Raw genomic sequence first — 23,604 nt, forward strand, 5'->3', positions numbered from 1 at the left:
CGCTCAGCACTCGATGACGTTGACCGCGAGGCCGCCGCGCGAGGTCTCCTTGTACTTGTCGAGCATGTCCCGCCCGGTGTCGCGCATGGTCTTGATGGCCTTGTCCAGCGACACGTGGTGGCGTCCGTCGCCGCGCAGCGCGATGCGGGCGGCGGTGATGGCCTTGATGGAGGCCACCGCGTTGCGCTCGATGCACGGGATCTGCACCAGCCCGCCGATGGGGTCGCAGGTCAGGCCCAGGTTGTGCTCGATGCCGATCTCGGCCGCGTTCTCCACCTGCTCCGGGGTGCCGCCCAGCACCTCGGTGAGGCCGGCGGAGGCCATCGAGCAGGCCGAGCCCACCTCGCCCTGGCAGCCGACCTCGGCCCCGGAGATGGAGGCGTTCTCCTTGAACAGCACGCCGATCGCGGCGGCCGTGAGGAGGAAGCGGACCACGCCCTCGTCGTCGGCGTTGGGGGTGAAGCGGGAGTAGTAGGTCAGCACGGCGGGGATGATGCCGGCCGCGCCGTTGGTCGGGGCGGTGACGATGCGGCCGCCGGCCGCGTTCTCCTCGTTGACGGCCAGCGCGAACAGGGAGACCCAGTCCATCGCCTGGAGCGGGTCGCGCTCGGCCGACTCGGTCTGCAGCCGCCGGTGCAGGCGGTTGGCCCGGCGCTTGACCTTCAGGCCGCCGGGCAGCACGCCCTCCTGCGAGATGCCCCGCTGGACGCAGTCGGACATGACCTGCCACAGGTGCAGGATGCCGGCGCGGATCTCGGCCTCGGAGCGGCCGAACGCCTTCTCGTTCTCCAGCATGAGCGCGGAGATCGACAGGCCGGTGTTGGAGCAGTGCTTGAGCAGTTCCTCCGCCGTGGTGAACGGGTAGGGCAGCACGGTGTCGTCGGGCTTGATGCGGTCGGCCCCGGTGGCCTTCTCGTCCACGACGAAGCCGCCGCCGACGGAGAAGTAGACCTTCTCCCGCAGCTTGGCGCCCGACTCGTCGAACGCGGTGAAGCGCATGCCGTTCGGGTGCTCGGGCAGCGAGATCTTCCGCTCGAAGACGAGGTCCTGGCCCACGACGAAGGGGATCTCGCGGACCCCGTACAGCGTGACGGTGCCGGAGTCGCGCATGGCGGCCAGCCGCTCGTCGATGCTGTCGACGTCCACCAGCTCGGGCTTCTCGCCCGACAGGCCGAGCAGGACGGCCTTGTCGCTGCCGTGGCCCTTGCCGGTGAGGCCGAGCGAGCCGTACAGGATGGCCTCGACGCGCGCGGTGCGCTCCAGCAGGCCGTCGTCGTTCAGGCCGCGCGCGAACTTGTGCGCGGCCGCCATCGGGCCGCCCGTGTGGGAGCTGGACGGGCCGATGCCGACCTTGAAGAGGTCGAAGACGCTGATCGCCATTGACGCGCCTTTCGGGAGGGCCGGGGCCCGCTACCGGGCCCCGGCGGTGCTGTCAGGAGTCGCCCGAGGTGAGGGCGGTGTATTCCTCGGGCGTCAGCAGGTCCTTCGGGTCGCCGTCCACGCGCACCCGGAACATCCAGCCGTCGCCGTAGGGGTCGCTGTTGGCCAGCGACGGGTCGTCCACCAGGGCCTGGTTGATCTCGACGACCTCGCCGCCGACCGGGCTGTAGATCTCGCTCACGGACTTGGTCGACTCGACCTCGCCGACCGAGTCGCCCGCCTCGATGACCGACCCGGCGTCGGGGAGCTGCACGAAGACGACGTCACCCAGAGCCTCGGCGGCGAACGCCGTGATGCCGATCGTGACGGTGATCCCGTCGTCGATCCCGGCAACCCACTCGTGCTCCTTGGTGTAGCTCAGGTCGTCAGGGATGTTGCTCACTTGTTCCTCCTGTAGAAGGGCAGCTCAACCAGGTCCACAGGTTCTTGGCTGCCCCGGATGTCCACGGCCAGACCTTCACTGACCCCGGTGTCGACGTACGCCAGCGCGATGGGCTTGCCCAGGGTCTGGGAAGGCGCCCCGCTGGTGACCTCGCCGACGACGGCACCGTCCTTGGTGACCGGGTACCCGTGGCGGGGCACCCGGCGGCCCCGCGCGACCAGGCCGACGAGCCGGCGCGCGGGAGCGGTGTCCTTGACCGCCTCCAGCGCCGACCTGCCGACGAAGTCGCCCGGCTTGTCGAATTTCACCACCCTGCCCAGCCCCGCGTCGAACGGGGTCAGCTCCGCGCTCAACTCGTTGCCGTACAGGGGCATGCCCGCCTCCAGGCGGAGCGTGTCGCGGCTGGACAGACCGGCGGGCTTGATCCCGTACGGCGCCCCGGCCGACGTCAGGGCGTGCCAGAGCGGCACGGCGTCCTCGTTGGCCACGAACAGCTCGAAGCCGTCCTCGCCGGTGTAGCCGGTGCGGGCGATGAGCGCCTGGCGCCCGTCGACGACGCCGGGCAGGCCGGCGTAGTACTTGAGCCCGGCCAGGTCGGCGTCGGTGAGCGTGGCGAGGATCTCCTGCGCGCGCGGGCCCTGCACCGCGATCAGCGCGTACTGCTCGGAGCGGTCCTCGACCACCGCGTCGTACGACTTGGCGCGGTTCTTCAGCTCCGCGTCGACCTTCGGGTAGTTGGAGGCGTTGGCCACGACCATGAACTCCTCGTCCCCGAGCCGGTAGACGATGAGGTCGTCGAGCACGCCGCCGCGCTCGTCCACGATCATGGTGTAGCGGGCCCGGCCCGTCGCCAGCGCCGACAGGTGGCCCACGAGCGCGTAGTCCAGCGCCTCGGCGGCCTGCGGGCCGGTCACGAAGATCTCGCCCATGTGGGAGAGGTCGAACAGCCCGGCCGCCTGGCGGACCGCGTTGTGCTCGGCGGACTCGCTGCCGTAGCGCAGCGGCATCAGCCAGCCGGCGAAGTCGGTGAGCGTGGCGCCGAGAGCCTCGTGGACGTCTCGCAGCGGTGTCGGTCGGGACATGGGTCGCACCTCAGGGCAGAGTCGGATGCCAGCATCCTCCCCCTCTGTCATCGATGCCTGAGAGCTTCGCCCGGGTTTTGCCGGACTTTCACCTTCGGCGAGGCCCACCGGCCTGCTTTCCAGAGGTCACCTCGGCCGTGCGGTCCTTTGCCTTGAGAGGTTCGCGGGGAGGGCTTGCTCCTTCAGGGGCCCTGACCGGCTGTCAGGGCGCTCTCCCGCACGGTTTCGTCGGTGATGTCCGCAAGCCTAGTGGGGTGACGGCGGTGTTGTCGCGCCCTGAACCGGGCGGACGCCGTACCCGTCGTAGAGGTATGAGACGGATGACCGCGTTCCTCGCGCTGGCGGTGGGCCTGGCGGCCTGCGGCGCCCAGGGCGGCGCCGCGCCCGCCGGGCCCACCGGGGCCACCGGGCCGCCCCCGCGCTACACGGCGACGGTGACCGTGCTGGAGGACGGGACGCACGGCCCGCAGATGTGCCGCGCGCTGCTGGAGTCGATGCCGCCCCAGTGCGGCGGCCCCGACGTGGTGGGCTGGGACTGGAGCAAGGTCCGCCACGAGTCGGCCGCGAGCACCCGCTGGGGCCTGTACGTGGTCACCGGCACCTGGGACGGTGAGCGGCTCACGCTCACCGAGCCGCCGCGCCCTGCCGAAGGGGGAGCGGACCGGCCGGACCGCATCGGGACGCCGTGCCCCGCGCCCGAGGGCGGCTGGAAGCCGGTCGACCCGGCCAGGACGACGCCGGACGCCATGAACGAGGCCATCGCCAGGGCCGGATCGGCCAAGGAGTTCGCCGGGGCGTGGATCGACCGGCTCGACCCGGACCCGCCGGAGGAGGGCGAGGACCACGCCCGCGACGTCGTGCTGAACCTGGCCTTCACCGGCGACCTGTCAGGCCGGGAGGCGTGGATCCGGGAGGTGTGGGGCGGCGCGCTCTGCGTCACCGGCGCGAAGCGGACGCGGGCCGAGCTCTACGGGATCCAGGAGCGGGTCATGGACGAGAAGGGCGTGCTGGAGGCCGCCACCAGCGAGACGCGCAACCGGGTGGAGGTGACCATGTGGCTGGCCACCCCCGAGCAGCGCGAGCGCCTGGCGGCCGCCTACGGGGACGCCGTCGCGGTGGAGGACGTCCTGAAGCCGGTCGGTTAGGTGGTGGCCGCGTGCGGGCCGGTCATGGCAGAGGCGGCCCGCACGCGGTGTCCAGGAGTGATCAGACGCGCGCCCACAGCGCGGGCACGTTGGACGGCTCCCAGCCCGGCAGGCTGGTGTGCGCCTGCAGGCACCTGTAGCTGGCGCCCTGGTAGGTGACGACGTCCCCGGCCGCGTACGAGGTGTACGCCACCCAGGTGCCGCCGCCCGTGTCGCCGGCCACGGTGAGCGAGAACGAGGCCGACCGGTCGGCGCTCGCCCCGTCGCCGTTGACGCTGATCGGGTAGGTGCCCGGCGCGGTGCCGGCGGTGGTGGCGATCGTGACCGTGGACGACTGGCCCGCGGTGATCGTCGCCGGGCTGAACGTGACGCTGACGCCGGCGGGCACGCCGCTCGCCGAGAGCGTGACGCTCTGCGCCTGCCCGGAGCTGACCTGGGTGCTCACGGTCGTGGTGGCCGTGCCGCCCGGGTCGACCGACGCCGACGCCGGGTTCACCGAGATCGTGTAGTCGTCGGCGGGCGGGTTCTCCGAGCCGACCGCGAGCTTCCACAGCGCGTGCGCGATGGCGTCGGTGTTGCGGTCGAGCGCGGTGGTGTTGACGTTGGCCGGGTAGGTGTCGCACGCCCGGTGGTAGCAGCTGTCGAACGGCGCGTTCGCGGTGCCGCCCCACTTGGCCGCCTGGGCCGCCGTCTTGATCGCGCCCGCTCCGGTGGCCAGGCCGCCGACCCGCACCCCGGCGTTCTTGAACGAGGCGTGGTCGCTGCGCCCGTCACCTTCGCGGTCGGGGTCCGGCTGGACGCCGATCGAGGTGAAGTACTCGGTGAACGCCTGCCGCAGCGTGGCGTCGTCGTCGTAGACGAAGTAGCCGGCGTTCCTGGAGGAGATCATGTCGAAGTTCAGGTACGCCTCGACGCCCTGGGCGCCGCCGTTCTGCACGTAGTAGCGGGAGCCGACGAGGCCCTGCTCCTCCGCGCCCCACCAGCCGAAACGCACGTGCTTGGTGAGCGTCGGGTTCCTGGCGGCCAGCGTGAGCGCGACCTCCAGCAGCGCCCCGGAGCCCGAGGCGTTGTCGTTGATGGCCGCTCCGGCGCTGACGCCGTCGAGGTGCGCGCCGAGCATGAGAACCGGGCCGGCCGGACCGCCTCGCCAATCGGCGATCAGATTGCTGCCGCCGCTGAAGCTCTGCACCCGGGTGGTGTACCCGGCCGCGTCGAGCTTGCCCCTGATGTAATTCAGCGAGGCGGTGAAGCCCGGCCGGCCCGAGGCCCGATTGCCTCCGTTGGCGTTGGCGATCTGCTGGAACTGGGCCAGATGCGCCGTCACGTTGGAGATCGGGATGTCCGGGGCGGTCTCCGCGACGGCGTTGGCCGTCTGCGGCTGTAAGAAGGTCAGCGTCAGCGCGAGCGTCGCGACTGCGCCCATGGTGAGTTTCACGGTGTCCCGCCTGTCTGAGAAAAGGGGGGCGGCCACCCCGGCGTGGCCGCCCGGTCTTGAGGGGTCAGATCCGCTGCCAGAGAGCAGGCACCAGGTTCGGCTCCCAGCCGGGGAGGCTGGTGTGCGCCTGGAGGCATCGGTAGCTGGAACCCTGGTGGGTGACGACGTCCCCGGTCGCGTACGGGGTCCACGGAGCCCAGGCGTCGCCGCCCTGGTCACTGCCCACCGTCAGGGTGAACGTGGCCGTGCGGTCGACGCTGGCGCCGTCGGCGTTCAGCGTGATCGGGTACGTGCCCGGCGTGACGCTCGCCGTGGTGGCGACCGTGACCGTGGACGACTGGCCGGAGTTGATCGTCTGCGGGCTGAAGGTCACGGTGACGCCGGCGGGCGCGCCGCTCGCCGTCAGCGCGACGCTCTGCGCGTCGCCCGAGGTGATCTGGGTGGCCAGCGTGGTCGTGGCGGAGCTGCCCGGCTGCACCGACGCCGAGGACGGGGTCACGGTGACGGAGAAGTCGTCGGCGACCTCGCCGAGCTGCAGGTTGTAGGTCGCGGTCCGGTCCACGTCGGCGCCGTCGGCCGTCACGGTGATCGCGTGGGCGCCCTGCGGGCTGTTGGCGGAGGTGGTCAGCGTGAGCGTGGAGCTCTGGCCGGCCTGGATGGTGGCCGGGCTGAAGGAGGCGGTGACGCCCGAGGGCAGGCCGCTCGCCCGCAGCGTGATCGACTGCGCCGAGCCGCTGGTCACGGTCGTGCTGACGGTCGTGGTGGCCGTGCCGCCCGGCTGCGTGCTGCCGGAGGCGGGGTTCAGCGTCATCGAGAACTCGTTGCCCTGGTTGCAGGGCTGCTCGCCGGCCTGCGGGCGGACGTTGATGCCGTCCCAGGCGGCCTTGACGACGTTGTACTCGGCGCAGCCGGTGTAGAGCGTCCTGGCGGCGTTCAGCGTGGCGACGCGGGCCTTGGCGTGCGTCCACGGCTGCGTCTTGGCGTTGAGGCCGGTCATGAAGATCTCGCCGGCCTTGCGGATGCCGATGCCGGTGATCGCGCCGCCGCCGTCACAGCGGGTGCTGGCGGGCTTGCCCGCCGGGTTGGTGCCCTCGGCGACCAGGTAGAACCAGTGGTTCTGGGGCCCGGCCGCGGCGTGCACCTCGGTGTTCGGGATCTGGGCGCTGTAGCAGTTGGGGTGGTTGAGCGCCTGCGGGTTGTACATGTTGCGGATCGGGCCGTTGCCGGCCAGGTTGACCTTCTCGCCGACCAGGTAGTCGGCCGGGTCGCTGGCGTTGTTCGCGTACGCCTCGGTCAGGGCGCCGAAGATGTCGCCGGTCGACTCGTTCAGGCCGCCGGCCTCGTTGCCGCTGCCGGCGCCGCCGCCGCCGGAGAACTGGAAGACGCCGTGCCCGAACTCGTGGGCGACCACGTCGATGGAGGTGAGCTGGGAGCTGCCGGCCTGGTTGCGGCCGAAGTTGGCGTAGGAGCCGTACCAGTAGGCGTTGACCGCCGACAGGCCCACGCGCGCCGGGTAGCCGCCGCCCGAGCCGTTGACGCCGTTGCGGCCGAGCCACTCGCGCATCATGTCCCACTGCTTCTGGGCGCCGTAGAGGGCGTCCACGCAGGCGGTCTCCATGTTGGTGCCGCTGCCGTTGCCCCAGGTGTCGGTGGTCTTGGTGAACGGCTGGCCGTTCTGCCCGCCGCACTGCACGCCGGGACGGTTCGGGTCGCGCATCGTGTAGGACGGCGTGGTGTCGATGGAGACGGTGCCGACGTGGTGGCCGTTGCCGGTGCCCGCCCTGACCTCGTCCCAGGAGTCGACGACCTTGCCGGTGCGCGCGTCCACGAACACGTGGAGGATGCTCGGGCGGTCGGCGGCGGTGACGACGACCTCCCAGGTGAGCTTCGGCGTCGCGGTGGCGGCGTGCACGACGAGCTTCGGCGTGGCGACGCTGGCCGCCGCGGTGCCGAGGTGCTTCCTGGCGGCGACGGCCGCGGCGGCCGCGGTGACGCGCGCCTTGACGCTCACGTCGATAGTGGCGCGCTGGCCGGTGGTGACCGTGTTGACGACCGCGCCGGACTCGTCGGTGCCCACGACGACGTCGCCGCCGTAGACGGGCAGGCCCTGGTGGGTCCGGGAGTAGGTGAGGAACTGCAGGCCGCGCACGCCGGTGACGGCGGACGAGAGCGTGAACTCGTCCTGCGCCGCCGCCTTGAGCGCCGCCGGCTCGGCGAGCATGAGGCTGGTCGCGGTGGTGAGCGCGTTGCGGCGTTCGTCCGGACCGGGGGGATCGGCCACCTGCATCGCCTGGGCGCTGGTGGCGCCCGCGAGCGTGCTGGTGATCAGGGCTAACGCGAGCGTGGCGGCAGCCCCCAACCTGAGTCTGGGGTTCACTCTCTGGCTCCTACGGGGGTGTGGAGTGGAAGAGCCCCGGCCGGCTGGGGTCACTCAAACCATGCCACCGCCAGTACGAAAACTGGTACCCAACATTTTCCTATAACGTCACGCTATGGCCATGATCAAGTGGCCCGTGGCGCTTCAACCAGGCCCGATAGGCGGGCGCCCGCACCGACTCCGCCCAGTACGTCTTCCGCACGGCCTGGACCAGGTCGGCCGCGGTCGCGGCGAGCGGGCCGCGGGCCGACCAGCCCAGCAGGTGCCGGAAGCGCAGCGGGGTCCCGGCCAGCGGGCGCAGCGTGACCCGGCCCCGGGGCGGCGCGGTCGCCTGGAAGAGGCCGACGCACCGGTCCTCGGAGATCAGGTCGAGCGCCACGTCGAGGTTGACGCCGTAGGACATGCGGGGCTCGAAGCCGCGCTCGGCGCAGGCGGCCCAGAAGTGCTCGCGCGGGCCCGCCTCGATCAGCGGCGGCAGCGCCCAGTCGGCGTCCGCCAGGTCGGCCAGCTCCACCTCCTCCTGCGCGGCCAGCGGGTGGTCGTGCGCCAGGCCCACGAACAGCGGCTCGGTGGCGACCACCGCGTAGACCGCGCCCTGCGGCGGTGACAGCTCGTGCCCCGGGTAGTCGTCCAGCGTGGCCAGCTCGATCCGCTCGGCGGCCAGCAGGCCGGGCAGCGGGTCCAGCGACTGCTCGGTGCGCAGGCTGACGTCGGCGTCGGGGAGCAGCGTGCGCAGGCTCTTGGCCACGTAGATCGCCAGCCGGGTGGGCGCGCAGCCGACCCGGATGCGGGCGTGCCCGGCGGCCTCGGCGCGGCGCAGGGTGTCGCGTTCCAGTTCCTCGAAGGCGGGCAGCAGCGACCGCGACCTGACCAGCAGCCACGCGCCGAGCGGGGTGGGCGTCGCGCCGTCCGGCCCGCGCTCGAACAGCGTGCCGCCGAGGCGCCGTTCGATCCGCTGGAGCTGGGCGGCCAGGGCGGGCTGGGACATCCCCAGGGCGCCGGCGGCGCGGGAAATGCTGCCGGTGTCGGCGATCGCGCACAGCACCCGGAGGTGGCGCACCTCGAGTTCCACGCTTCGAGCTTAAAAGTAAAGAAGCTTTCCAGTAAGGCCCAATCAGGGACAGGCCGCGACCAGAGCCTCGAACAGCTCGCATCCCGTGGCCGCCTCCGGATGCCACTGGACCGCCACGGCGAACGGACGGGAGTCCAGCTCGACGGCCTCGACCGTGCCGTCGTCCGCCGTGGCCGTCACCGCCAGCCCGGCCGCCAGGCGGTCCACGGCCTGGTGGTGATAGTGCGGCACGTCCACCGGGCCGTCGCCGAGCGCCTTCGCCACCCGGCTGCCCGCCACCGGCCGGACCGGCGACCACCCGAACGCGCCCGGCGCGGGGGAGTGGCCGGTGTGCCCGACGACATCAGGCAGATGCTGGTGGAGCGTGCCGCCGAGCGCCACGTTCAGCACCTGGAGCCCCCGACACACGCCCAGGAACGGCAGCCCGGCGTCCAGCGCCGCCGCCAGCAGCGCGAACTCCGCCTCGTCGCGGAACTCCCGTACGTATCCCGTCCGCTCGTCCTGCGGCGCGCCGTAGCGTGCCGGGGCGATGTCGCCGCCGCCCGCCACGATCAGCCCGTCCAGCCGCGCGACCAGCCTGGCGGGCGCGCCGGCGGGCGGCAGCACGACCGGCTGGCCGCCCGCCCGCACGACCTGCTCCACGTACGCGTACGGCAGCAGCGCCGCCGTCGTCTCCCACACCGTGTAGCGCGCGGGCTCGACGTAGCAGGTGACGCCGATGACCGGACGGCTCACAGCGGCGTCACGTACGCGCCGGAGATGCCGCCGTCGACCAGGAACTGCGACGCGGTGATGAACGAGGCGTCGTCGCTGGCCAGGAACGCCACCGCGGCCGCGATCTCCGACGCCTCGGCGAAGCGCCCGATCGGCACGTGCACCAGGCGGCGCTGGGCGCGCTCCGGGTCCTTGGCGAACAGCTCCTGGAGCAGCGGCGTGTTGACCGGCCCCGGGCACAGCGCGTTGACCCGGATGCCCTCGCGGGCGAACTGGACGCCGAGCTCGCGCGACATCGACAGCACCCCGCCCTTGGAGGCGGTGTAGGAGATCTGCGAGGTGGCCGAGCCCATCACCGCGACGAACGAGGCCGTGTTGATGATCGAGCCCTTGCCCTGGCGGCGCATGTACTCCAGGGCGTGCTTGCAGCACAGGTAGACGCTGGTCAGGTTGACCTCCTGGACCCGCCGCCAGGCGTCGAGGCCGGTCTCCAGGATGGAGTCGTCGTCCGGCGGCGAGATGCCCGCGTTGTTGAACGCGACGTCCACGCTGCCGTAGGTCTCGAACGCCGTGCGGAACAGCCGCTCGACGTCCTCCTCGCTGGTCACGTCCGCCTTGACGAACAGGCCGCCGACCTCGGCCGCGGCCTTGACGCCCGCCTCCTCGTCGATGTCGGCGCACACCACGCGGGCGCCCTCCTGGGCGAACCGGCGCGCGGTGGCCAGGCCGATGCCGCTGCCGGCCCCGGTGATGACGGCGACGCGGTCCTGCAAACGCTGCATGCGCTACTCCGTGGATATGAAGACGTTCTTGGTCTCGGTGAAGGCCGTCAGGGCGTCGGGGCCCAGCTCGCGGCCCAGCCCCGACTGCTTGAAGCCGCCGAACGGGGTCCAGTGGCGTACGGACGAGTTGGAGTTCACCGACAGTGTGCCCGCCTCGACGGCCCTGGCCACGCGCAGCGCCCGGCCGACGTCCCGGGTCCAGATGGAGCCGCTCAGGCCGTAACGGGTGTCGTTGGCGATGCGCACCGCCTCGGCCTCGCCGGCGAACGGGACGACCGACACCACCGGGCCGAAGATCTCCTCGGTGAACGCCCGGTCCGTCACCGCCGGCGTCAGCACCGTCGGCGGGAACCAGAAGCCCTTGCCCTGCGGGCAGGAGCCCTGAAGGTACGGCTCGGCCTCGACGAAGCCGCTGACCCTGGCCAGATGCTCGGCGCTGATGAGCGGGCCCATCTCGGTGGCCGGGTCGAGCGGGTCGCCCACGCGCACGGCCAGCACGGCCCGTGACAGGCGCTCCAGGAACTCGTCGTACACCTCGGCCTGGACCAGGACGCGGGAGCGGGCGCAGCAGTCCTGGCCGGAGTTGTCGAAGACGGCGTACGGCGCGGCGGCGGCGGCCTTCTCCAGGTCGGCGTCCGCGAAGATGATGTTCGCGGACTTGCCGCCCAGCTCCAGCGTGAGGCGCTTGACGTGGTGCGCCGCCTTGGCGGCGATCTCCTTGCCCACCTCGGTCGAGCCGGTGAACACGATCTTGGCCACGTCCGGGTGCTCGACCAGCCGGGCGCCCGCGACCTCGCCCGCCCCCGGCAGCACCTGGAGCACGCCCTCGGGCAGCCCCGCCGCCAGCGCCAGCTCGGCCAGCCGCAGCGCCGTCAGCGGCGTCCACTCGGCCGGCTTGACGATCACCGTGTTGCCCGCCGCCAGCGCCGGGGCGACGCCCCAGCTCATGATCAGCATCGGGAAGTTCCACGGCACGATCACGCCCACCACGCCCAGCGGCTCCTGGAACGTCACGTCCACGCCGCCCGCCACCGGGATCTGCTTGCCGTGGTTGCGCTCCGGCGCGGCGGCGTAGAAGTGCAGCACGTCGCGGACGGCCCCTGCCTCCCAGCGGGCGTTGCCGATCGGGTGGCCGGAGTTGGCCACCTCCAGCAGCGCCAGCTCCTCGGCGTGCGCGTCCACCACGTCCGCGAACGCGCGCAGCAGCCGCGCCCGGTCTCCCGGCGCGACCTCGCGCCAGGCCGCCTGCGCCTTCCTGGCACGCTCCACGGCCAGGTCCACCTCGGCGGCCCCGGCGAACTCGACCTCGGCGACGACCTCTTCGGTCGCCGGATTGATGATCCGCATGCTCACATCCGCTCGAAACCTCGGAACAGCTCCCAATCGGTCACCGCCGCGTCGAAGGCGGCCAGCTCCACCCGGGCGTTGTTCGCGTAGTGCGCCACCACGTCCTCGCCGAGCGCCTCCCTGGCCGGCTTGGACCCCTCGAACAGCGCCAGCGCGTCCCGCAGCGTGGCGGGCACCGTCTGCGCGCCGGAGGCGTAGGCGTTGCCCTCGAACGCCTCCTCCAGCTCCAGCCCGCCGTCGATCCCGTGCAGCCCCGCCGCCACCATCGCCGCCACCGCCAGGTACGGGTTCACGTCGCCGCCCGGCACCCGGTTCTCGATCCGCAGCGACGGCCCGTGGCCCACCAGGCGCAGCGCGCAGGTCCGGTTGTCCACACCCCACTTGACGGCCGTGGGCGCGAAGCTGCCGGGCACGAAGCGCTTGTAGGAGTTGACGTTGGGCGCGTACATGAGGGTGAGCTCGCGCAGGCAGGCGAGCTGACCGGCGACGAACGCGCGGCCGAGCGGCGACAGCCCGTGCGGGCCCTCGCCCGCCATGACGAGCTCGCCGTCGAGGCCGCGCAGCGACAGGTGGATGTGGCAGGAGTTGCCCTCGCGCTGGTTCGGCTTGGCCATGAACGTGATCGCCTTGCCCTCCTGGGCGGCGATCTCCTTGGCGCCGTTCTTGTAGATGGCGTGGTTGTCGCAGGTGACGAGCGCCTCGGCGTAGCGGAAGGCGATCTCGTGCTGGCCCAGGTTGCACTCGCCCTTGGCCGACTCGACGTACAGGCCGGCGCCCTCCATGCCGAGCCTGATGCGGCGCAGCAGCGGCTCCACGCGGGCGGTGCCGAGCAGGGAGTAGTCGACGTTGTAGAGGTTGGCGGGCGTCAGATCGCGGTAGGCGCGCCGCCACGCGTCCTCGTAGGTGTCGTCGTAGACGACGAACTCCAGCTCGGTGCCCACCTGGGCGCACAGGCCGCGCTCGGCCAGGCGGGCGAGCTGCGCGCGCAGGATCTGGCGCGGCGAGGCCGTCACGTCGGCGCCGCCCTCCCAGGCCAGGTCCGCCATCAGCATGGCGGTGCCCTCCTGCCAGGGGACGCGCCTGAGCGTCGACAGGTCGGGCCTCATCACGAAGTCGCCGTAGCCGCGCTCCCAGGACGACATCGCGTAGCCGGCGACGGTGTTCATGTCGACGTCCACGGCGAGCAGGTAGTTGCAGCCCTCGGAGCCGTGGTGGAGCACCTCGTCCAGGAAGTAGCGGGCCGACAGTCGCTTGCCCTGGAGCCTGCCCTGCATGTCGGCGACGGCGAGCAGGACCGTGTCGATCCGCCCCGCGGCCACCTCGTCCCGCAGCTCGCCAACGGCGAGGAACCCGGCCCGCTCGTTCACGCCCATCCCGCTTTCCCGTTGATTGGGCTAGTCTCAGACCATTGATGTGTATAGCGGGATCATCTGTCAAGACCTGAGGACATGTTGGACGAGTCGGCGCGTTTGATGACGGTGCTGCGCCCGGTGCGGGCCGGCAACGCCTTCGAGGAGACCGTGGAACGGCTCCTGCAGGCGATCAAACTCGGCGTGGTCGCCCCGGGCGAGAAACTGCCGCCCGAGCGCGAGCTGGCGGTCCGGCTCGGCATCAGCCGCGTCACGCTGCGCGAGGCCATCCGCGCCCTCCAGGAGGCCGGCTACCTCGACGTGCGGCGCGGCCGTTACGGCGGGGCGTTCGTCACCTACGTGCCGCCCCGGCCCGCCGACGGCGACCTGCGCCGCGTCGTCGCCGACATGGGCACCGCCGACCTGACCGACGCGCTCACCTTCCGCATGGCCGTCGAGTGCGGCGCCGCCCAGGTGCTCGCCGGGACCCCGCTCACCGCCGACCGCCGTGCCGTGCTGGAACGCCGGCTGGCCGACCTGAACGCGGCCTCGCTGGAGGACTACCGGCGCCTCGACACCGCCTTCCACCTGTCGATCGCCGAGCTGACCGGCTCCCCGCTGCTGGCCGCCGCCTGCGCCGACGCCCGGCTGCGCGTCTCCGACCTGCTCAACGCCATCCCGATGCTCCAGGTCAACCTCGACCACGCCGCCACGCAGCACCGCGCCATCGTGGCCGCCGTCGTCGCCGGCGACCCGGACGCGGCCCGCCGGGCGGTCGCCGAACACCTGGAGGGCACCGCCGCGCTTCTCCGGGCGTTCCTCTCCTGACGGACACTCCACTCGGGCAGAGCTCGTAGAGTCTCTTTCAAGGTCATGGCGAACTGGTTCGAGCACAGCATCATCGCGACAGGACGGCTTCCGCTGTTCTGCTTCTTCGTCGCGCTCATCGTCACGTTCATCGCCACCCGCATCAACGTCCGGCTCATCCGGGCCAAGATCGGCTGGTTCCGCAACGTCAACGTGGGCGAGATGCACATCCACCACGTGGTCTTCGGCGTCATCCTCATGCTGGTGGGCGGCGTCGCCGGGCTGATCGTCTCCGGCGGCTCCCAGACCGGCTACGCCGTGGCCGCCTCCGTCTTCGGCATGGGCTCGGCGCTCGTGCTCGACGAGTTCGCGCTGATCCTGCACCTGCACGACGTCTACTGGGAGGAGGAAGGCCGCACCTCGGTCGACGCGGTCTTCATCGCCGTCGGGATCACCGGCCTGCTCCTGACCGGCCTGCGGCCCCTCGTCTGGGACTACGCGCTGCCGATCAGCCCCGTCCCGCTGATCGCCGCCCACCTGGCCATGGTCGTCATCACCCTGCTCAAGGGCAAGATCTGGACCGGGATGGTGGGCATGTTCGTGCCCATCCTGCTCGCGGTCGGCGTCGTCCGGCTGGCCCGGCCCGGCTCGCCGTGGGCGCACTGGTTCTTCGCCGGGCGCTCGCCGCGCAAGCTCGCCAGGGCGATCCGGCGCGAGGAGCGCTGGCGGCGTCCCGTCATCCGGGCCAAGATCGCCTTCCAGGAGTTCCTCTCGGGCCGTCACGACCTCCCGTCCACCCGCCGCGCCCGCCGGCTCCCGTGACCCCCGGCGGCGTGGGGGCCCTGGTGCTGGCGCTGCACGACCGGGGGCTCGCCGAAGACCTGGCCGCCGTGGCCGCGCTCGCCGGGCGCTGGAGCTTCCGCGAGTTCGAGGCGCACGCGCGGGCGCACGACGCCTCGTTCGGCCTGGACGAGCTGATCATGCGGCTGGAGTACGCCGAGTTCATCTCCGACGACGAGTACGCGCCGCACGGCGACGGGCCGGCGGTCCGGCGGTTCGCCGCGGCCTGGGTGGAGGACGTCAAGCTGCGGCGGGCCGACGACGGGGACGCCGACCACGACTGGCCCGACACCCCCGCCCTCGACTAGATCACCGCCCCGCCCCTCCTCGGCTCCGCCCCCCGCCCCCGCCTCTCCTCGGCCCCGCCCTCTGCCCTGCCCCCGTCTCCGCCTCTCCTCGGTCCCGGGCGCGTGCGTTCCGTGGGGGGTGTTCTCCTCCTCAGGGAGGAGTCGTCAATCAAAGTTGACATACTTTGGTCGTCAATTTAGGTTGACCGGTGCGGATTCCGTTCCGTCGTTCGTTGGGTTTTTTCGGGATATGTCGCGAGAGGAGATCGCGTGATCAAGGAGTTGCTCGCTTACCTGCGACCGCACAGGGGCATCCTGGTCGTGGGCGGGGTGCTGGGCCTGATCGGCTCGGCGGCGGGCCTCGCGATGCCGCTGCTGGCCAAGTACGTGGTCGACGCGTTCGGCGAGAACGCCTCCATGGCCGGGCCGCTCATCGGGCTGACCGTCGCGGTGCTGGTCGGAGCCGTCGTGTCGGCCGGTGGCAGCTATCTGATGGAGCGCACCGGCGAGGGCATCGTGCTGGGCGCCCGGCGCAGGCTGGTCGACCGGATGCTGCGCCTGCGGGTCGCCGACGTCGATCGGCTCAAGCCCGGCGACCTGCTGTCGCGGGTGACCGGCGACACGACGCTGCTGCGCGCGGTGCTGACCAACGGCGTGGTCGACTCGGTCAGCTCGGTGTTCATGCTGGTCGGCGCCATCGTCATGATGGCCACGATGGACGGCGTGCTGCTGCTGGTCACGCTGCTCGTGATCGTGGTGATCGGCGGGCTGACCGGGCTGGTCATGCCGAAGATCCAGCGGGCCCAGAAGGACGCGCAGGAGGCAGTGGGCGAGATGGGCGCGGTCCTCGACCGGGCGCTGCAGTCCTACCGCACGGTCAAGGCCAGCGGCGCCGAGGAGCGGGAGATCGGCGTCGTCGCCGAGGCCGCCGAACGCGCCCGTGATCGCGGTCTCCAGGTCGCGGGCTGGACCTCGCTCGCCGGGGTCGCCACCTGGATGGCCGTGCAGATCGCCTTCCTGGCCGTGCTCGCCGTCGGCGGCGCCCGCGTCGCCGCGGGCACGCTGGAGGTCTCCTCGCTGATCGCGTTCCTGCTCTACCTGTTCTACCTGGTGGCGCCGATCGGCCAGCTCGTCGAGGGCGCCGTCCAGCTCCAGCAGGGCCTGGCCGCGATGAAGCGCATCCGCGAGATCGAGGACCTGCCCGGCGAGCCCGTCGGCGCCGTCCCGGCGAGCGACGCGCGCCCGCTCGGCGTCCGCTTCGACGGCGTCGTCTTCTCGTACGGCGAGGACCGGCCGGTCGTGCACGACGGCGTCACGTTCGAGGTGCCGCCCGGCGGCCTGACCGCGCTCGTCGGCCCGTCCGGCGCGGGCAAGTCCACCGTGTTCGCCCTGCTCGAACGCTTCTACGAGCACCAGGGCGGGACGATCACGCTGGACGGCCGGGAGATCCGCGACTGGCCGCTGGCCGAGCTGCGGGCCGCGCTCGGCTACGTCGAGCAGGACGCCCCCGTGCTGGCCGGGACGCTGCGCGAGAACCTGATGTTCGCCGCCACCGACGCGACCGAGGAGGAGCTGCACCGCGCCGTCGCCCGTACCCGGCTCGACGACCTGGTGGCCCGGCTGCCCGACGGGCTCGACACCGCCGTCGGCCACCGCGGCGTGCTGCTGTCCGGCGGCGAGCGGCAGCGGGTCGCGATCGCCCGCGCGCTGCTGCGCAAGCCCCGGCTGCTGCTGCTCGACGAGGCCACCTCCCAGCTCGACGCGGTCAACGAGCTGCGGCTTCGCGAGGTCATCGCCGAGGTGGCGACCGAGACGACCGTGCTCGTCATCGCGCACCGGCTGTCCACCGTGACGAACGCCGACCGGATCGTGGTCATGGAGGGCGGCGGCGTCCGCGCGGTCGGCACCCACGACGAGCTGGTCGGACAGGACGGCCTCTACCGGGAGCTCGCGGCCACCCAGTTCCTCGTGACCTGAGCCGTTGTACTCTTCGGGTGACAAAGGTGAATGTGTTCATTCAGGAGGGTCACCATGGGCCGCACCGTCCGCGCGCCGCGAGGCGCCACGCTCACCGCCAAGGGCTGGCCGCAGGAGGCCGCCCTCCGCATGCTCCAGAACAACCTCGACCCCGAGGTCGCCGAGCATCCGGAGGAGCTGGTCGTCTACGGCGGCTCGGGGCGGGCGGCGCGTGACTGGCCCTCGTTCGACGCGCTGGTCAGGACCCTCACCACGCTGGAGGGCGACGAGACGCTGCTCGTGCAGTCCGGCCGCCCGGTCGGCGTCTTCCGCACCCACGAGTGGGCGCCCCGCGTCCTCATCGCCAACTCCAACCTGGTGCCCGACTGGGCCAACTGGGAGGAGTTCCGGCGGCTGGAGGCGGCCGGGCTGACCATGTACGGGCAGATGACGGCCGGCTCCTGGATCTACATCGGCACCCAGGGCATCCTCCAGGGCACCTACGAGACGTTCGCGGCCGTCGCGGCCAAGCGGTTCGGCGGCTCGCTGGCCGGCACGATCACGCTGACGGCCGGGCTCGGCGGCATGGGCGGCGCCCAGCCGCTGGCCGTCACCATGAACGGCGGCGTGGCCATCTGCGTCGACTGCGACCCGCGCTCGGTCGAGCGCCGCATCGAGCACCGCTACCTCGACGTCCGCGCCGGCTCCCTCGACGAGGCGCTGGAGCTGGCGTACGAGGCCCGCGACGCGCGCCGCCCGCTGTCGATCGGCGTGGTCGCCAACGCCGCCGACGCCCTGCCCGACCTGCTGGCCCGGGGCGCCGAGATCGACATCGTGACCGACCAGACCTCCGCCCACGACCCGCTGATGTACCTGCCGTCCGGCGTGGCCTTCGAGGACATGGCCGGCGAGCGCGACAAGGACCCGGCGGGCTTCACCGGCCGGGCCCGCGAGTCGATGGCCCGGCACGTCGAGGCCATGGTCGGCTTCCAGGACGCCGGGGCCGAGGTGTTCGACTACGGCAACTCCATCAGGGGCGAGGCCAAGCTGGCCGGCTACGAGCGGGCCTTCGACTTCCCCGGGTTCGTGCCCGCGTACATCAGGCCGCTGTTCTGCGAGGGCAAGGGGCCGTTCCGGTGGGCGGCGCTGAGCGGCGACCCGGCCGACATCGCCGCCACCGACCGCGCCATCCTGGAGCTGTTCCCCGAGAACGAGCCGCTGGCCCGGTGGATCAGGAAGGCGGGGGAGAAGGTCCACTTCCAGGGGCTGCCGGCGCGCATCTGCTGGCTCGGCTACGGCGAGCGCGACCGGGCCGGCGAGCGGTTCAACGACATGGTCGCCTCCGGCGAGCTCAGCGCGCCCGTCGTGATCGGGCGCGACCACCTCGACAGCGGCTCGGTCGCCTCCCCGTACCGCGAGACCGAGGCGATGGCCGACGGCTCCGACGCGATCGCCGACTGGCCGCTGCTCAACGCCATGCTCAACACCGCGTCGGGCGCCTCCTGGGTGTCCATCCACCACGGCGGCGGCGTCGGCATCGGCCGCTCCATCCACGCCGGGCAGGTCACCGTCGCCGACGGCACCGCGCTCGCGCGGGAGAAGCTCAACCGCGTCCTCACCAACGACCCCGGCACCGGCGTCATGCGTCACGTCGACGCCGGTTACGAGGAGGCGGCCGCGGTGGCCGGCGAGCGGGGCGTCCGCATCCCCATGCGCGAGCGTCCCGAGGCGGGAAAGTGAGTTTTCCCGTTACGGGATGAGATTGCCGTGGCCGCGGTGTTGGAGGAGGCGTGACGGGCGCATACCACGGCGGGCTGGACGGGCTGCTCGACGGCCGGAGGCTGTCACCGGTGCAGCGCAGGATCGCCCACTACCTGTCGGAGCACCTCGAAGAGGCGATCTTCCTGTCCAGCGTCGAGCTGGCCGAACGGTCGGGCGTGAGCCAGCCGTCGGTGACCAGGTTCGCGATGGTGCTGGGGTTCGCCGGCTACCCGGAGCTGCGGCAGGCGCTGCGCCCGCTGGTGCTCGGCGCCCCCGCCGAACGGCCGCAGGAGAGCCTGATCAAGGGGGCCATTGACCGGGAGATCCGCAACCTGTCGCTGGTCCGCGACCGGCTCGGCAGCCTGCCGCTCAAGGAGCTCGGCGCGTCGCTGGCCGCCGCCGAGCCGCTGCCCGTGCTCGGGCTGCGGGTCTCGGCGGGGCTCGCCACCACGTTCGCCTACTACACCCGGCGCATCCACCCCGACGTCCGGCTGCTCACCCACGGCGGGTCCGAGCTGGCCGACGGGCTGCACGCGGCGCGCCGGGCCGGCGCCGAATGGCTGGTGGCCGTCGTGCTGCCGCGCTATCCGGCCGAGGTCATGCAGGCGCTGGAGTACGCCGGGAAGCTCGGCTACCGGGTGGCGGCGATCTGCGACCGGGCCGACTTCCCCGCCGAGGTGGTGCTCGACGCGCCCGTCGGCGACCGGCTCGTGTTCGACTCGCACGCCGCCCCGCTCGCCCTGGCGATGGCCCTGGTGGAGGCCATGGCCGACGCCGCGCCGCTGCGCACCCAGGCGCGGCTGGAGGAGTACGAGCGGATGACGGACGAGACCGGCACGTTCCTAACCGGCGATCCGTCGTAGCGAGCGCACCGACCAGGTGACGGTCAGCGCTGCCAGGCCCAGCATCACGGCGAACGCCAGCGGGATCGACAGGTCCGTCAGGTCACCGGCGAACAGCGACCGGCCGGCCTCGACCGGATGGTAGAAGGGCGTGAACCAGGCGACCCGCTCCAGCCAGTCGGGGCCCAGCGCCATCGGCAGCAGCGCGCCCGACAGCAGCATCAGCGGCAGCGCGAAGAACTGCATGATCTGCCCCATCGCGTTCTCGTCCTTCAAGCCGAACGCCAGCCCGTACGCCACGCCGGAGGAGAACAGCCCCGTGACGCCGAGCAGCAGCAGCATGAGCAGCAGCCCGGCCACGCCGATGCGCAGGCCCATGAGCACCGCGATGAGGATCACCACGAGCGACTGCGCCATCAGCACGGCCACGTCGCGCAGCATCCGGCCGAGCACGATCGCCGGCCGCCACGCCGGCGTGACCGCGATCCGCTCCAGCACGCCGCTGCGCATCTCGTAGATCGTCCCGTACGCGACGCCCATTGAGCTGAACAGCGCCGTGATGACCAGCATGCCCGGCGCGAACGAGGTCAGCGCCCGGCCGAGGTCGCCCCCGGCCCCCATGCCCGCGTACAGCGGGCCGAACAGCAGCAGGTACATCACCGGCTGCATGATGCCGAACAGCGGCCAGATCGGGTTGCGCAGCGTGCCGCGCATCTCGTGGCCCAGGAAGAGCGCGGTGTCCCTGATCACGCGGCCACCCCCGTGTCACGCAGGGACCGGCCCGTCTTGGCCAGGAAGACGTCGTCGAGCGTCGCCCGGTCGAGCGAGACGGACGTGATGCCCAGCCGCTGCTCCTCCAGCGTGCGCAGCAGCACCGGCAGCGTGTGCTCGCCGTCGTCCACGTACACGCGCAGCACGTCGTCGTCCACGCGGGTGTCCTTGGCCAGCGGCGCCAGCGTGCCGGCGGCCCGCTCCGGCTCGGCCAGCCTGAGCGTCACCACGTCGCCGGACACCTCGCGCTTCAGCTCCGCCGGGGTGCCGTCGGCGACGACCACGCCGTGGTCGACGATCACCAGCCGGTCGCAGAGCGCGTCGGCCTCCTCCAGATAGTGGGTGCTGAGCAGCACGCTGGTGCCGCCGTCGCGCAACTCCCTGATGCGGTCCCACAGGTTGGCGCGGTTCTGCGGGTCGAGGCCGGTGGTCGGCTCGTCCAGGAACAGCAGCGGCGGCGTGTGGACCAGGCCGAGGGCGATCGACACGCGCCGCTTCTGGCCTCCGGAGAGGGTACGGCCCGGCCGGTCGGCGATCTCCGCCAGGCCGAACCGCTCCAGCACCGCGGCGGTCGCCTTCTCCGGCTGCGGCACCCCGTACAGCCTGGCCGCGAAGACGATCTGGGTCCGCGCGGTGTTCTGCTCCTCGACGCCGCCGTTCTGGCTCACGTAGCCGAGGTTGCGCCGGACCATCGCCGGCTCCCTGAGCAGGTCGTGGCCGGTGATCGTGGCGGTGCCCGCGTCGGGCCTGATCAGCGTGGCGAGCATCCGGATCGTCGTGGTCTTGCCGGCGCCGTTGGGGCCGAGCACGCCGTAGATCTCGCCGGCCTTCACCTCCAGGTCCACGCCTCGGACGGCCTCGACCGTCTGGGGTCCTTTGCGGCTCTTGGTGGTGAAGGTCTTCTTTAACCCATGTGCCTGAATGATCATGCTTCTCCCTAGGGAAGCTCGTCGTCTTCCACCTTCCGCATCGCCTGCTGGCACCATTCGAGCTGCGCGCGCAGCGTGCCGATGTTGAGCTTGAGGTTCTCGTCGATGTGGCGGGGGGCGCCGTAACGCTGCTTGGCGCCGAGCGCCCGCTCGGTCGTCGCGATGCCCAGCTTGAGCTGCTCGATCCTGTTCTCCATGGCGGCCAGGATCTGGGACTTCTCGAGCCGGTCGAGATACGTGACCGCCACCTGGAACGGGTCGACGATCGGCTGGAGCTCGTGCCAGGTCTGCATCAGCAGCCGGTGGAACTCGAACCGGCCGTCCTCCGTCAGCTGATAGACCGTGGAACCGCCCTTGCCGCCCTCGACCACCTCCAGCAGGCCCTCGTCGGCCATCTTGCCGAGGCCGTGGTAGATCGAGCCGAACTTGACGTTGGCCCAGGTGTCGGTGCCCCACGTCTCCAGGTGCCTGCGCACCTGATAGCCGTTGAGCGGGCCGTCGAGGAGGGTGCCGAGGATGAGGATGCGGGTCGTGGATGCTGTGGACACACTCAAGTTTGTATTCAAATTTGAATGCCTGTCAAGCGTGAGAGGCTTCCCGTCATGAGCGAACGACCGACGGCCCTGGTCACCGGGGCCTCACGCGGGGTGGGCGCGGCCGTGGCCCGGGCCTTCGCCCCGACCCACCACGTCATCCTCGGCGGCCGCGACCGCGACGCGCTCTCGGCGCTGGCCGCCGAGCTGCCCGGCGCGCGGGCCTGGCCGGTCGAGCTGACCTCCGTCACCGAAGCCGACGTCGCCGGGATCGACCGGCTCGACGTGCTCGTCCACAGCGCCGGCCTCACCCGGCTCGGCCGCATCGGCGACCTGCCCGCCTCCGTGTGGCGCGAGACCATGGAGCTCAACCTGTTCGCGGTCGCCGAGCTCACCCGGCTCCTCCTGCCCGCCCTGCGCCGTGCCCGAGGCCACGTGATCTGCGTCAACTCCGGCGCCGGCCAGCGCGCCAACCCCGGCTGGGCCGCCTACTCGGCCAGCAAGTTCGCGCTGCGCTCGTTCGCCGACGCGCTCCGCCTCGAAGAGCCCGAGCTGCGCGTCACCACCGTCTACCCCGGGCGGATCGACACCGACATGCAGCGCGGCGTACGCGAGCAGGAACGCGGGGCGTACGAGCCCGAGAAGTACCTCACCGCGCAGAGCGTCGCCCGCGCCATCCACGCCGCCTGCACCGCCGGGCCCGACGCGCACCTCACCGAACTCACGCTCCGGCCGAGCGCGGGACCCCTCACCTGACCGCCTGAATGGATCCATTCACTACAGTGGGTCCATGCTTGAAGATCTCGCGCGCGTGGGCCGCGACCCCGCCACCGGAGGCTACGTACGGGACGCCTGGTCGCACGCCGACCAGGAACTGCGCGAATGGTTCGCCGGCGAGGCCACGCGCCGCGGGCTCGACCTGCGCGAAGACCGCAACGGCAACCTGTGGGCCTGGTGGGGCGACCCCGCCCGCGAGCCCGGCGTCGTCACCGGCAGCCACCTCGACTCCGTCCGCCAGGGCGGCGCCTACGACGGGCCGCTCGGCGTCGTGTCCGCCTTCGCCGCCATCGACCTGCTGCGCCGCCGCGGCTTCCAGCCCCGCCGGCCCCTCGGCGTCGTCTGCTTCACCGACGAGGAAGGCGCCCGATTCGGCGTCCCCTGCGTCGGATCCCGGCTCCTCACCGGCGCGCTCACCCCCGAACGGGCGCTCGGGCTCACCGACGACCACGGCGACACCCTCGCCGACGTCCTCACCCGCCTCGGACGCGACCCCCGCGCCCTCGGCCCCGACCCCGAGACCCTGCGCGCCATCGGCGTCTTCGTCGAACTCCACGTCGAACAGGGCAAAGGGCTCGTCGAACACGGCCGGCCCGTCGGCGTCGCCAGCGGCATCTGGCCCCACGGACGGTGGCGCTTCGACCTGCGCGGCCAGGCCAACCACGCCGGCACCACCCGGCTCGCCGACCGGCACGACCCCATGCTCGCGCTGGCCCGCCTCGTCCTCGCCGCCCGCGAGCACGCCGCCCGCCGCGGCGTCGTCGCCACCGTGGGCAAGGTGCTCGTCTCCCCCAACAACGCCAACGCCGTCCCGGGGCTCGTGTCCGCCTGGCTCGACGCCCGCGGGCCCGCCGAGGCCGACGTCCGCGCCCTCGTGGCCGACCTCCACCACCTCACCGCCCCGCCCGTTCACCCCGCCGCCCCCCAACCCCCCGAACCCCGCACCCCAGCCGGTTCCCCCCGCCCCCAGCCCCCC

General features: G+C 72.2%; 22 protein-coding genes and 2 riboswitches. Of the genes, 9 read left to right on the forward strand and 13 right to left on the reverse strand.

The window, feature by feature from the left end; all coding sequences use genetic code 11:
* Positions 1–3 precede the first annotated feature (3 nt).
* Genes KME80_RS32765 through gcvT form a run of 3 tightly spaced genes read right to left on the reverse strand, consistent with a single transcriptional unit; the run spans position 4 to position 2,904 of the window.
* A complete protein-coding gene (locus tag KME80_RS32765) occupies positions 4–1,380 on the reverse strand; it encodes an L-serine ammonia-lyase (protein WP_219510402.1) in 1,377 nt (458 codons plus the stop codon).
* A gap of 52 nt (positions 1,381–1,432) precedes the next feature.
* Positions 1,433–1,822 (reverse strand): glycine cleavage system protein GcvH, encoded by a 390-nt coding sequence (gene gcvH / locus KME80_RS32770; protein WP_219510403.1) that lies wholly within the window; start codon positions 1,820–1,822, stop codon positions 1,433–1,435.
* Complete coding sequence (gene gcvT, locus KME80_RS32775; protein ID WP_219510405.1) at positions 1,819–2,904, reverse strand: glycine cleavage system aminomethyltransferase GcvT; 1,086 nt, start codon at positions 2,902–2,904, stop codon at positions 1,819–1,821. The genes gcvH and gcvT overlap by 4 nt, the downstream gene beginning before the upstream one ends.
* Before the next feature lie 34 nt (positions 2,905–2,938).
* Positions 2,939–3,034, reverse strand: a riboswitch (glycine riboswitch).
* A riboswitch (glycine riboswitch) is annotated at positions 3,035–3,132 on the reverse strand.
* Between the two features lie 92 nt (positions 3,133–3,224).
* On the opposite strand from gcvT, the gene KME80_RS32780 reads away from it, so the two are divergent.
* A complete protein-coding gene (locus KME80_RS32780) occupies positions 3,225–4,049 on the forward strand; it encodes a hypothetical protein (protein ID WP_219510406.1) in 825 nt (274 codons plus the stop codon).
* 61 nt (positions 4,050–4,110) lie between these two features.
* Here the strand turns inward: KME80_RS32780 and KME80_RS32785 are convergent, their stop codons facing one another.
* The 7 genes from KME80_RS32785 to KME80_RS32820 all read right to left on the reverse strand — a co-directional run bounded on the left by KME80_RS32785 (position 4,111) and on the right by KME80_RS32820 (position 13,149).
* On the reverse strand, positions 4,111–5,472 hold the full coding sequence (locus KME80_RS32785) for a M28 family peptidase (protein ID WP_219510407.1): 1,362 nt from the start codon (positions 5,470–5,472) through the stop codon (positions 4,111–4,113).
* Between the two features lie 76 nt (positions 5,473–5,548).
* On the reverse strand, positions 5,549–7,861 hold the full coding sequence (locus KME80_RS32795) for a M4 family metallopeptidase (protein ID WP_308126018.1): 2,313 nt from the start codon (positions 7,859–7,861) through the stop codon (positions 5,549–5,551).
* Positions 7,862–7,961: 100 nt separating this feature from the next.
* Positions 7,962–8,933 (reverse strand): LysR family transcriptional regulator, encoded by a 972-nt coding sequence (locus tag KME80_RS32800; protein WP_308126019.1) that lies wholly within the window; start codon positions 8,931–8,933, stop codon positions 7,962–7,964.
* 42 nt (positions 8,934–8,975) lie between these two features.
* Positions 8,976–9,668 carry a gamma-glutamyl-gamma-aminobutyrate hydrolase family protein gene (locus tag KME80_RS32805; RefSeq protein ID WP_219510408.1) on the reverse strand — a complete coding sequence of 231 codons (693 nt, stop codon included), beginning with the start codon at positions 9,666–9,668 and terminating at the stop codon, positions 8,976–8,978.
* Entirely contained in the window at positions 9,665–10,429 is a 765-nt protein-coding gene (locus KME80_RS32810) for a 3-oxoacyl-ACP reductase (RefSeq protein ID WP_219510409.1), read from the reverse strand. The genes KME80_RS32805 and KME80_RS32810 overlap by 4 nt, the downstream gene beginning before the upstream one ends.
* 3 nt (positions 10,430–10,432) lie before the next feature.
* Positions 10,433–11,776 (reverse strand): aldehyde dehydrogenase family protein, encoded by a 1,344-nt coding sequence (locus KME80_RS32815; RefSeq protein ID WP_219510410.1) that lies wholly within the window; start codon positions 11,774–11,776, stop codon positions 10,433–10,435.
* 2 nt (positions 11,777–11,778) lie between these two features.
* Positions 11,779–13,149 (reverse strand): glutamine synthetase family protein, encoded by a 1,371-nt coding sequence (locus tag KME80_RS32820; RefSeq protein WP_219510411.1) that lies wholly within the window; start codon positions 13,147–13,149, stop codon positions 11,779–11,781.
* Between the two features lie 75 nt (positions 13,150–13,224).
* Between KME80_RS32820 and KME80_RS32825 the strand changes: the two genes are divergently transcribed.
* The 6 genes from KME80_RS32825 to KME80_RS32850 all read left to right on the forward strand — a co-directional run bounded on the left by KME80_RS32825 (position 13,225) and on the right by KME80_RS32850 (position 19,639).
* The gene (locus KME80_RS32825) at positions 13,225–13,953 is read left to right on the forward strand and encodes a FadR/GntR family transcriptional regulator (protein ID WP_246646142.1); all 729 of its coding nucleotides are present in this window, start codon (positions 13,225–13,227) and stop codon (positions 13,951–13,953) included.
* Between the two features lie 45 nt (positions 13,954–13,998).
* The gene (locus KME80_RS32830) at positions 13,999–14,754 is read left to right on the forward strand and encodes a hypothetical protein (RefSeq protein WP_219510412.1); all 756 of its coding nucleotides are present in this window, start codon (positions 13,999–14,001) and stop codon (positions 14,752–14,754) included.
* Between the two features lie 11 nt (positions 14,755–14,765).
* Entirely contained in the window at positions 14,766–15,080 is a 315-nt protein-coding gene (locus KME80_RS32835) for a hypothetical protein (RefSeq protein ID WP_219510413.1), read from the forward strand.
* A 249-nt stretch (positions 15,081–15,329) separates the two neighbouring features.
* Complete coding sequence (locus KME80_RS32840) at positions 15,330–17,036, forward strand: ABC transporter ATP-binding protein (protein WP_308126020.1); 1,707 nt, start codon at positions 15,330–15,332, stop codon at positions 17,034–17,036.
* Positions 17,037–17,090: 54 nt separating this feature from the next.
* Positions 17,091–18,755 carry a urocanate hydratase gene (hutU, locus tag KME80_RS32845; protein ID WP_219510414.1) on the forward strand — a complete coding sequence of 555 codons (1,665 nt, stop codon included), beginning with the start codon at positions 17,091–17,093 and terminating at the stop codon, positions 18,753–18,755.
* A 50-nt stretch (positions 18,756–18,805) separates the two neighbouring features.
* The gene (locus KME80_RS32850) at positions 18,806–19,639 is read left to right on the forward strand and encodes a MurR/RpiR family transcriptional regulator (protein WP_219510415.1); all 834 of its coding nucleotides are present in this window, start codon (positions 18,806–18,808) and stop codon (positions 19,637–19,639) included.
* Here the strand turns inward: KME80_RS32850 and KME80_RS32855 are convergent.
* Genes KME80_RS32855 through KME80_RS32865 form a run of 3 tightly spaced genes read right to left on the reverse strand, consistent with a single transcriptional unit; the run spans position 19,619 to position 21,866 of the window.
* Entirely contained in the window at positions 19,619–20,368 is a 750-nt protein-coding gene (locus KME80_RS32855) for an ABC transporter permease (protein WP_219510416.1), read from the reverse strand. The two genes, KME80_RS32850 and KME80_RS32855, sit on opposite strands and share 21 nt — an antisense overlap.
* Positions 20,365–21,318 carry an ATP-binding cassette domain-containing protein gene (locus KME80_RS32860; protein ID WP_219510417.1) on the reverse strand — a complete coding sequence of 318 codons (954 nt, stop codon included), beginning with the start codon at positions 21,316–21,318 and terminating at the stop codon, positions 20,365–20,367. The genes KME80_RS32855 and KME80_RS32860 overlap by 4 nt, the downstream gene beginning before the upstream one ends.
* 8 nt (positions 21,319–21,326) lie before the next feature.
* On the reverse strand, positions 21,327–21,866 hold the full coding sequence (locus KME80_RS32865; RefSeq protein WP_219510418.1) for a PadR family transcriptional regulator: 540 nt from the start codon (positions 21,864–21,866) through the stop codon (positions 21,327–21,329).
* Between the two features lie 54 nt (positions 21,867–21,920).
* Here KME80_RS32865 and KME80_RS32870 point away from each other — a divergent pair, with 54 nt between their 5' ends.
* Both KME80_RS32870 and KME80_RS32875 read left to right on the forward strand, forming a co-directional pair.
* A complete protein-coding gene (locus KME80_RS32870; protein ID WP_219510419.1) occupies positions 21,921–22,607 on the forward strand; it encodes an SDR family oxidoreductase in 687 nt (228 codons plus the stop codon).
* Positions 22,608–22,641: 34 nt separating this feature from the next.
* On the forward strand, positions 22,642–23,604 hold a 963-nt coding region (locus KME80_RS32875), incomplete at its 3' end, for an allantoate amidohydrolase (protein ID WP_219510420.1).

This window comes from Nonomuraea ceibae (genome assembly GCF_019396325.1).
GTDB classification, from domain to species: Bacteria; Actinomycetota; Actinomycetes; order Streptosporangiales; family Streptosporangiaceae; genus Nonomuraea; species Nonomuraea ceibae.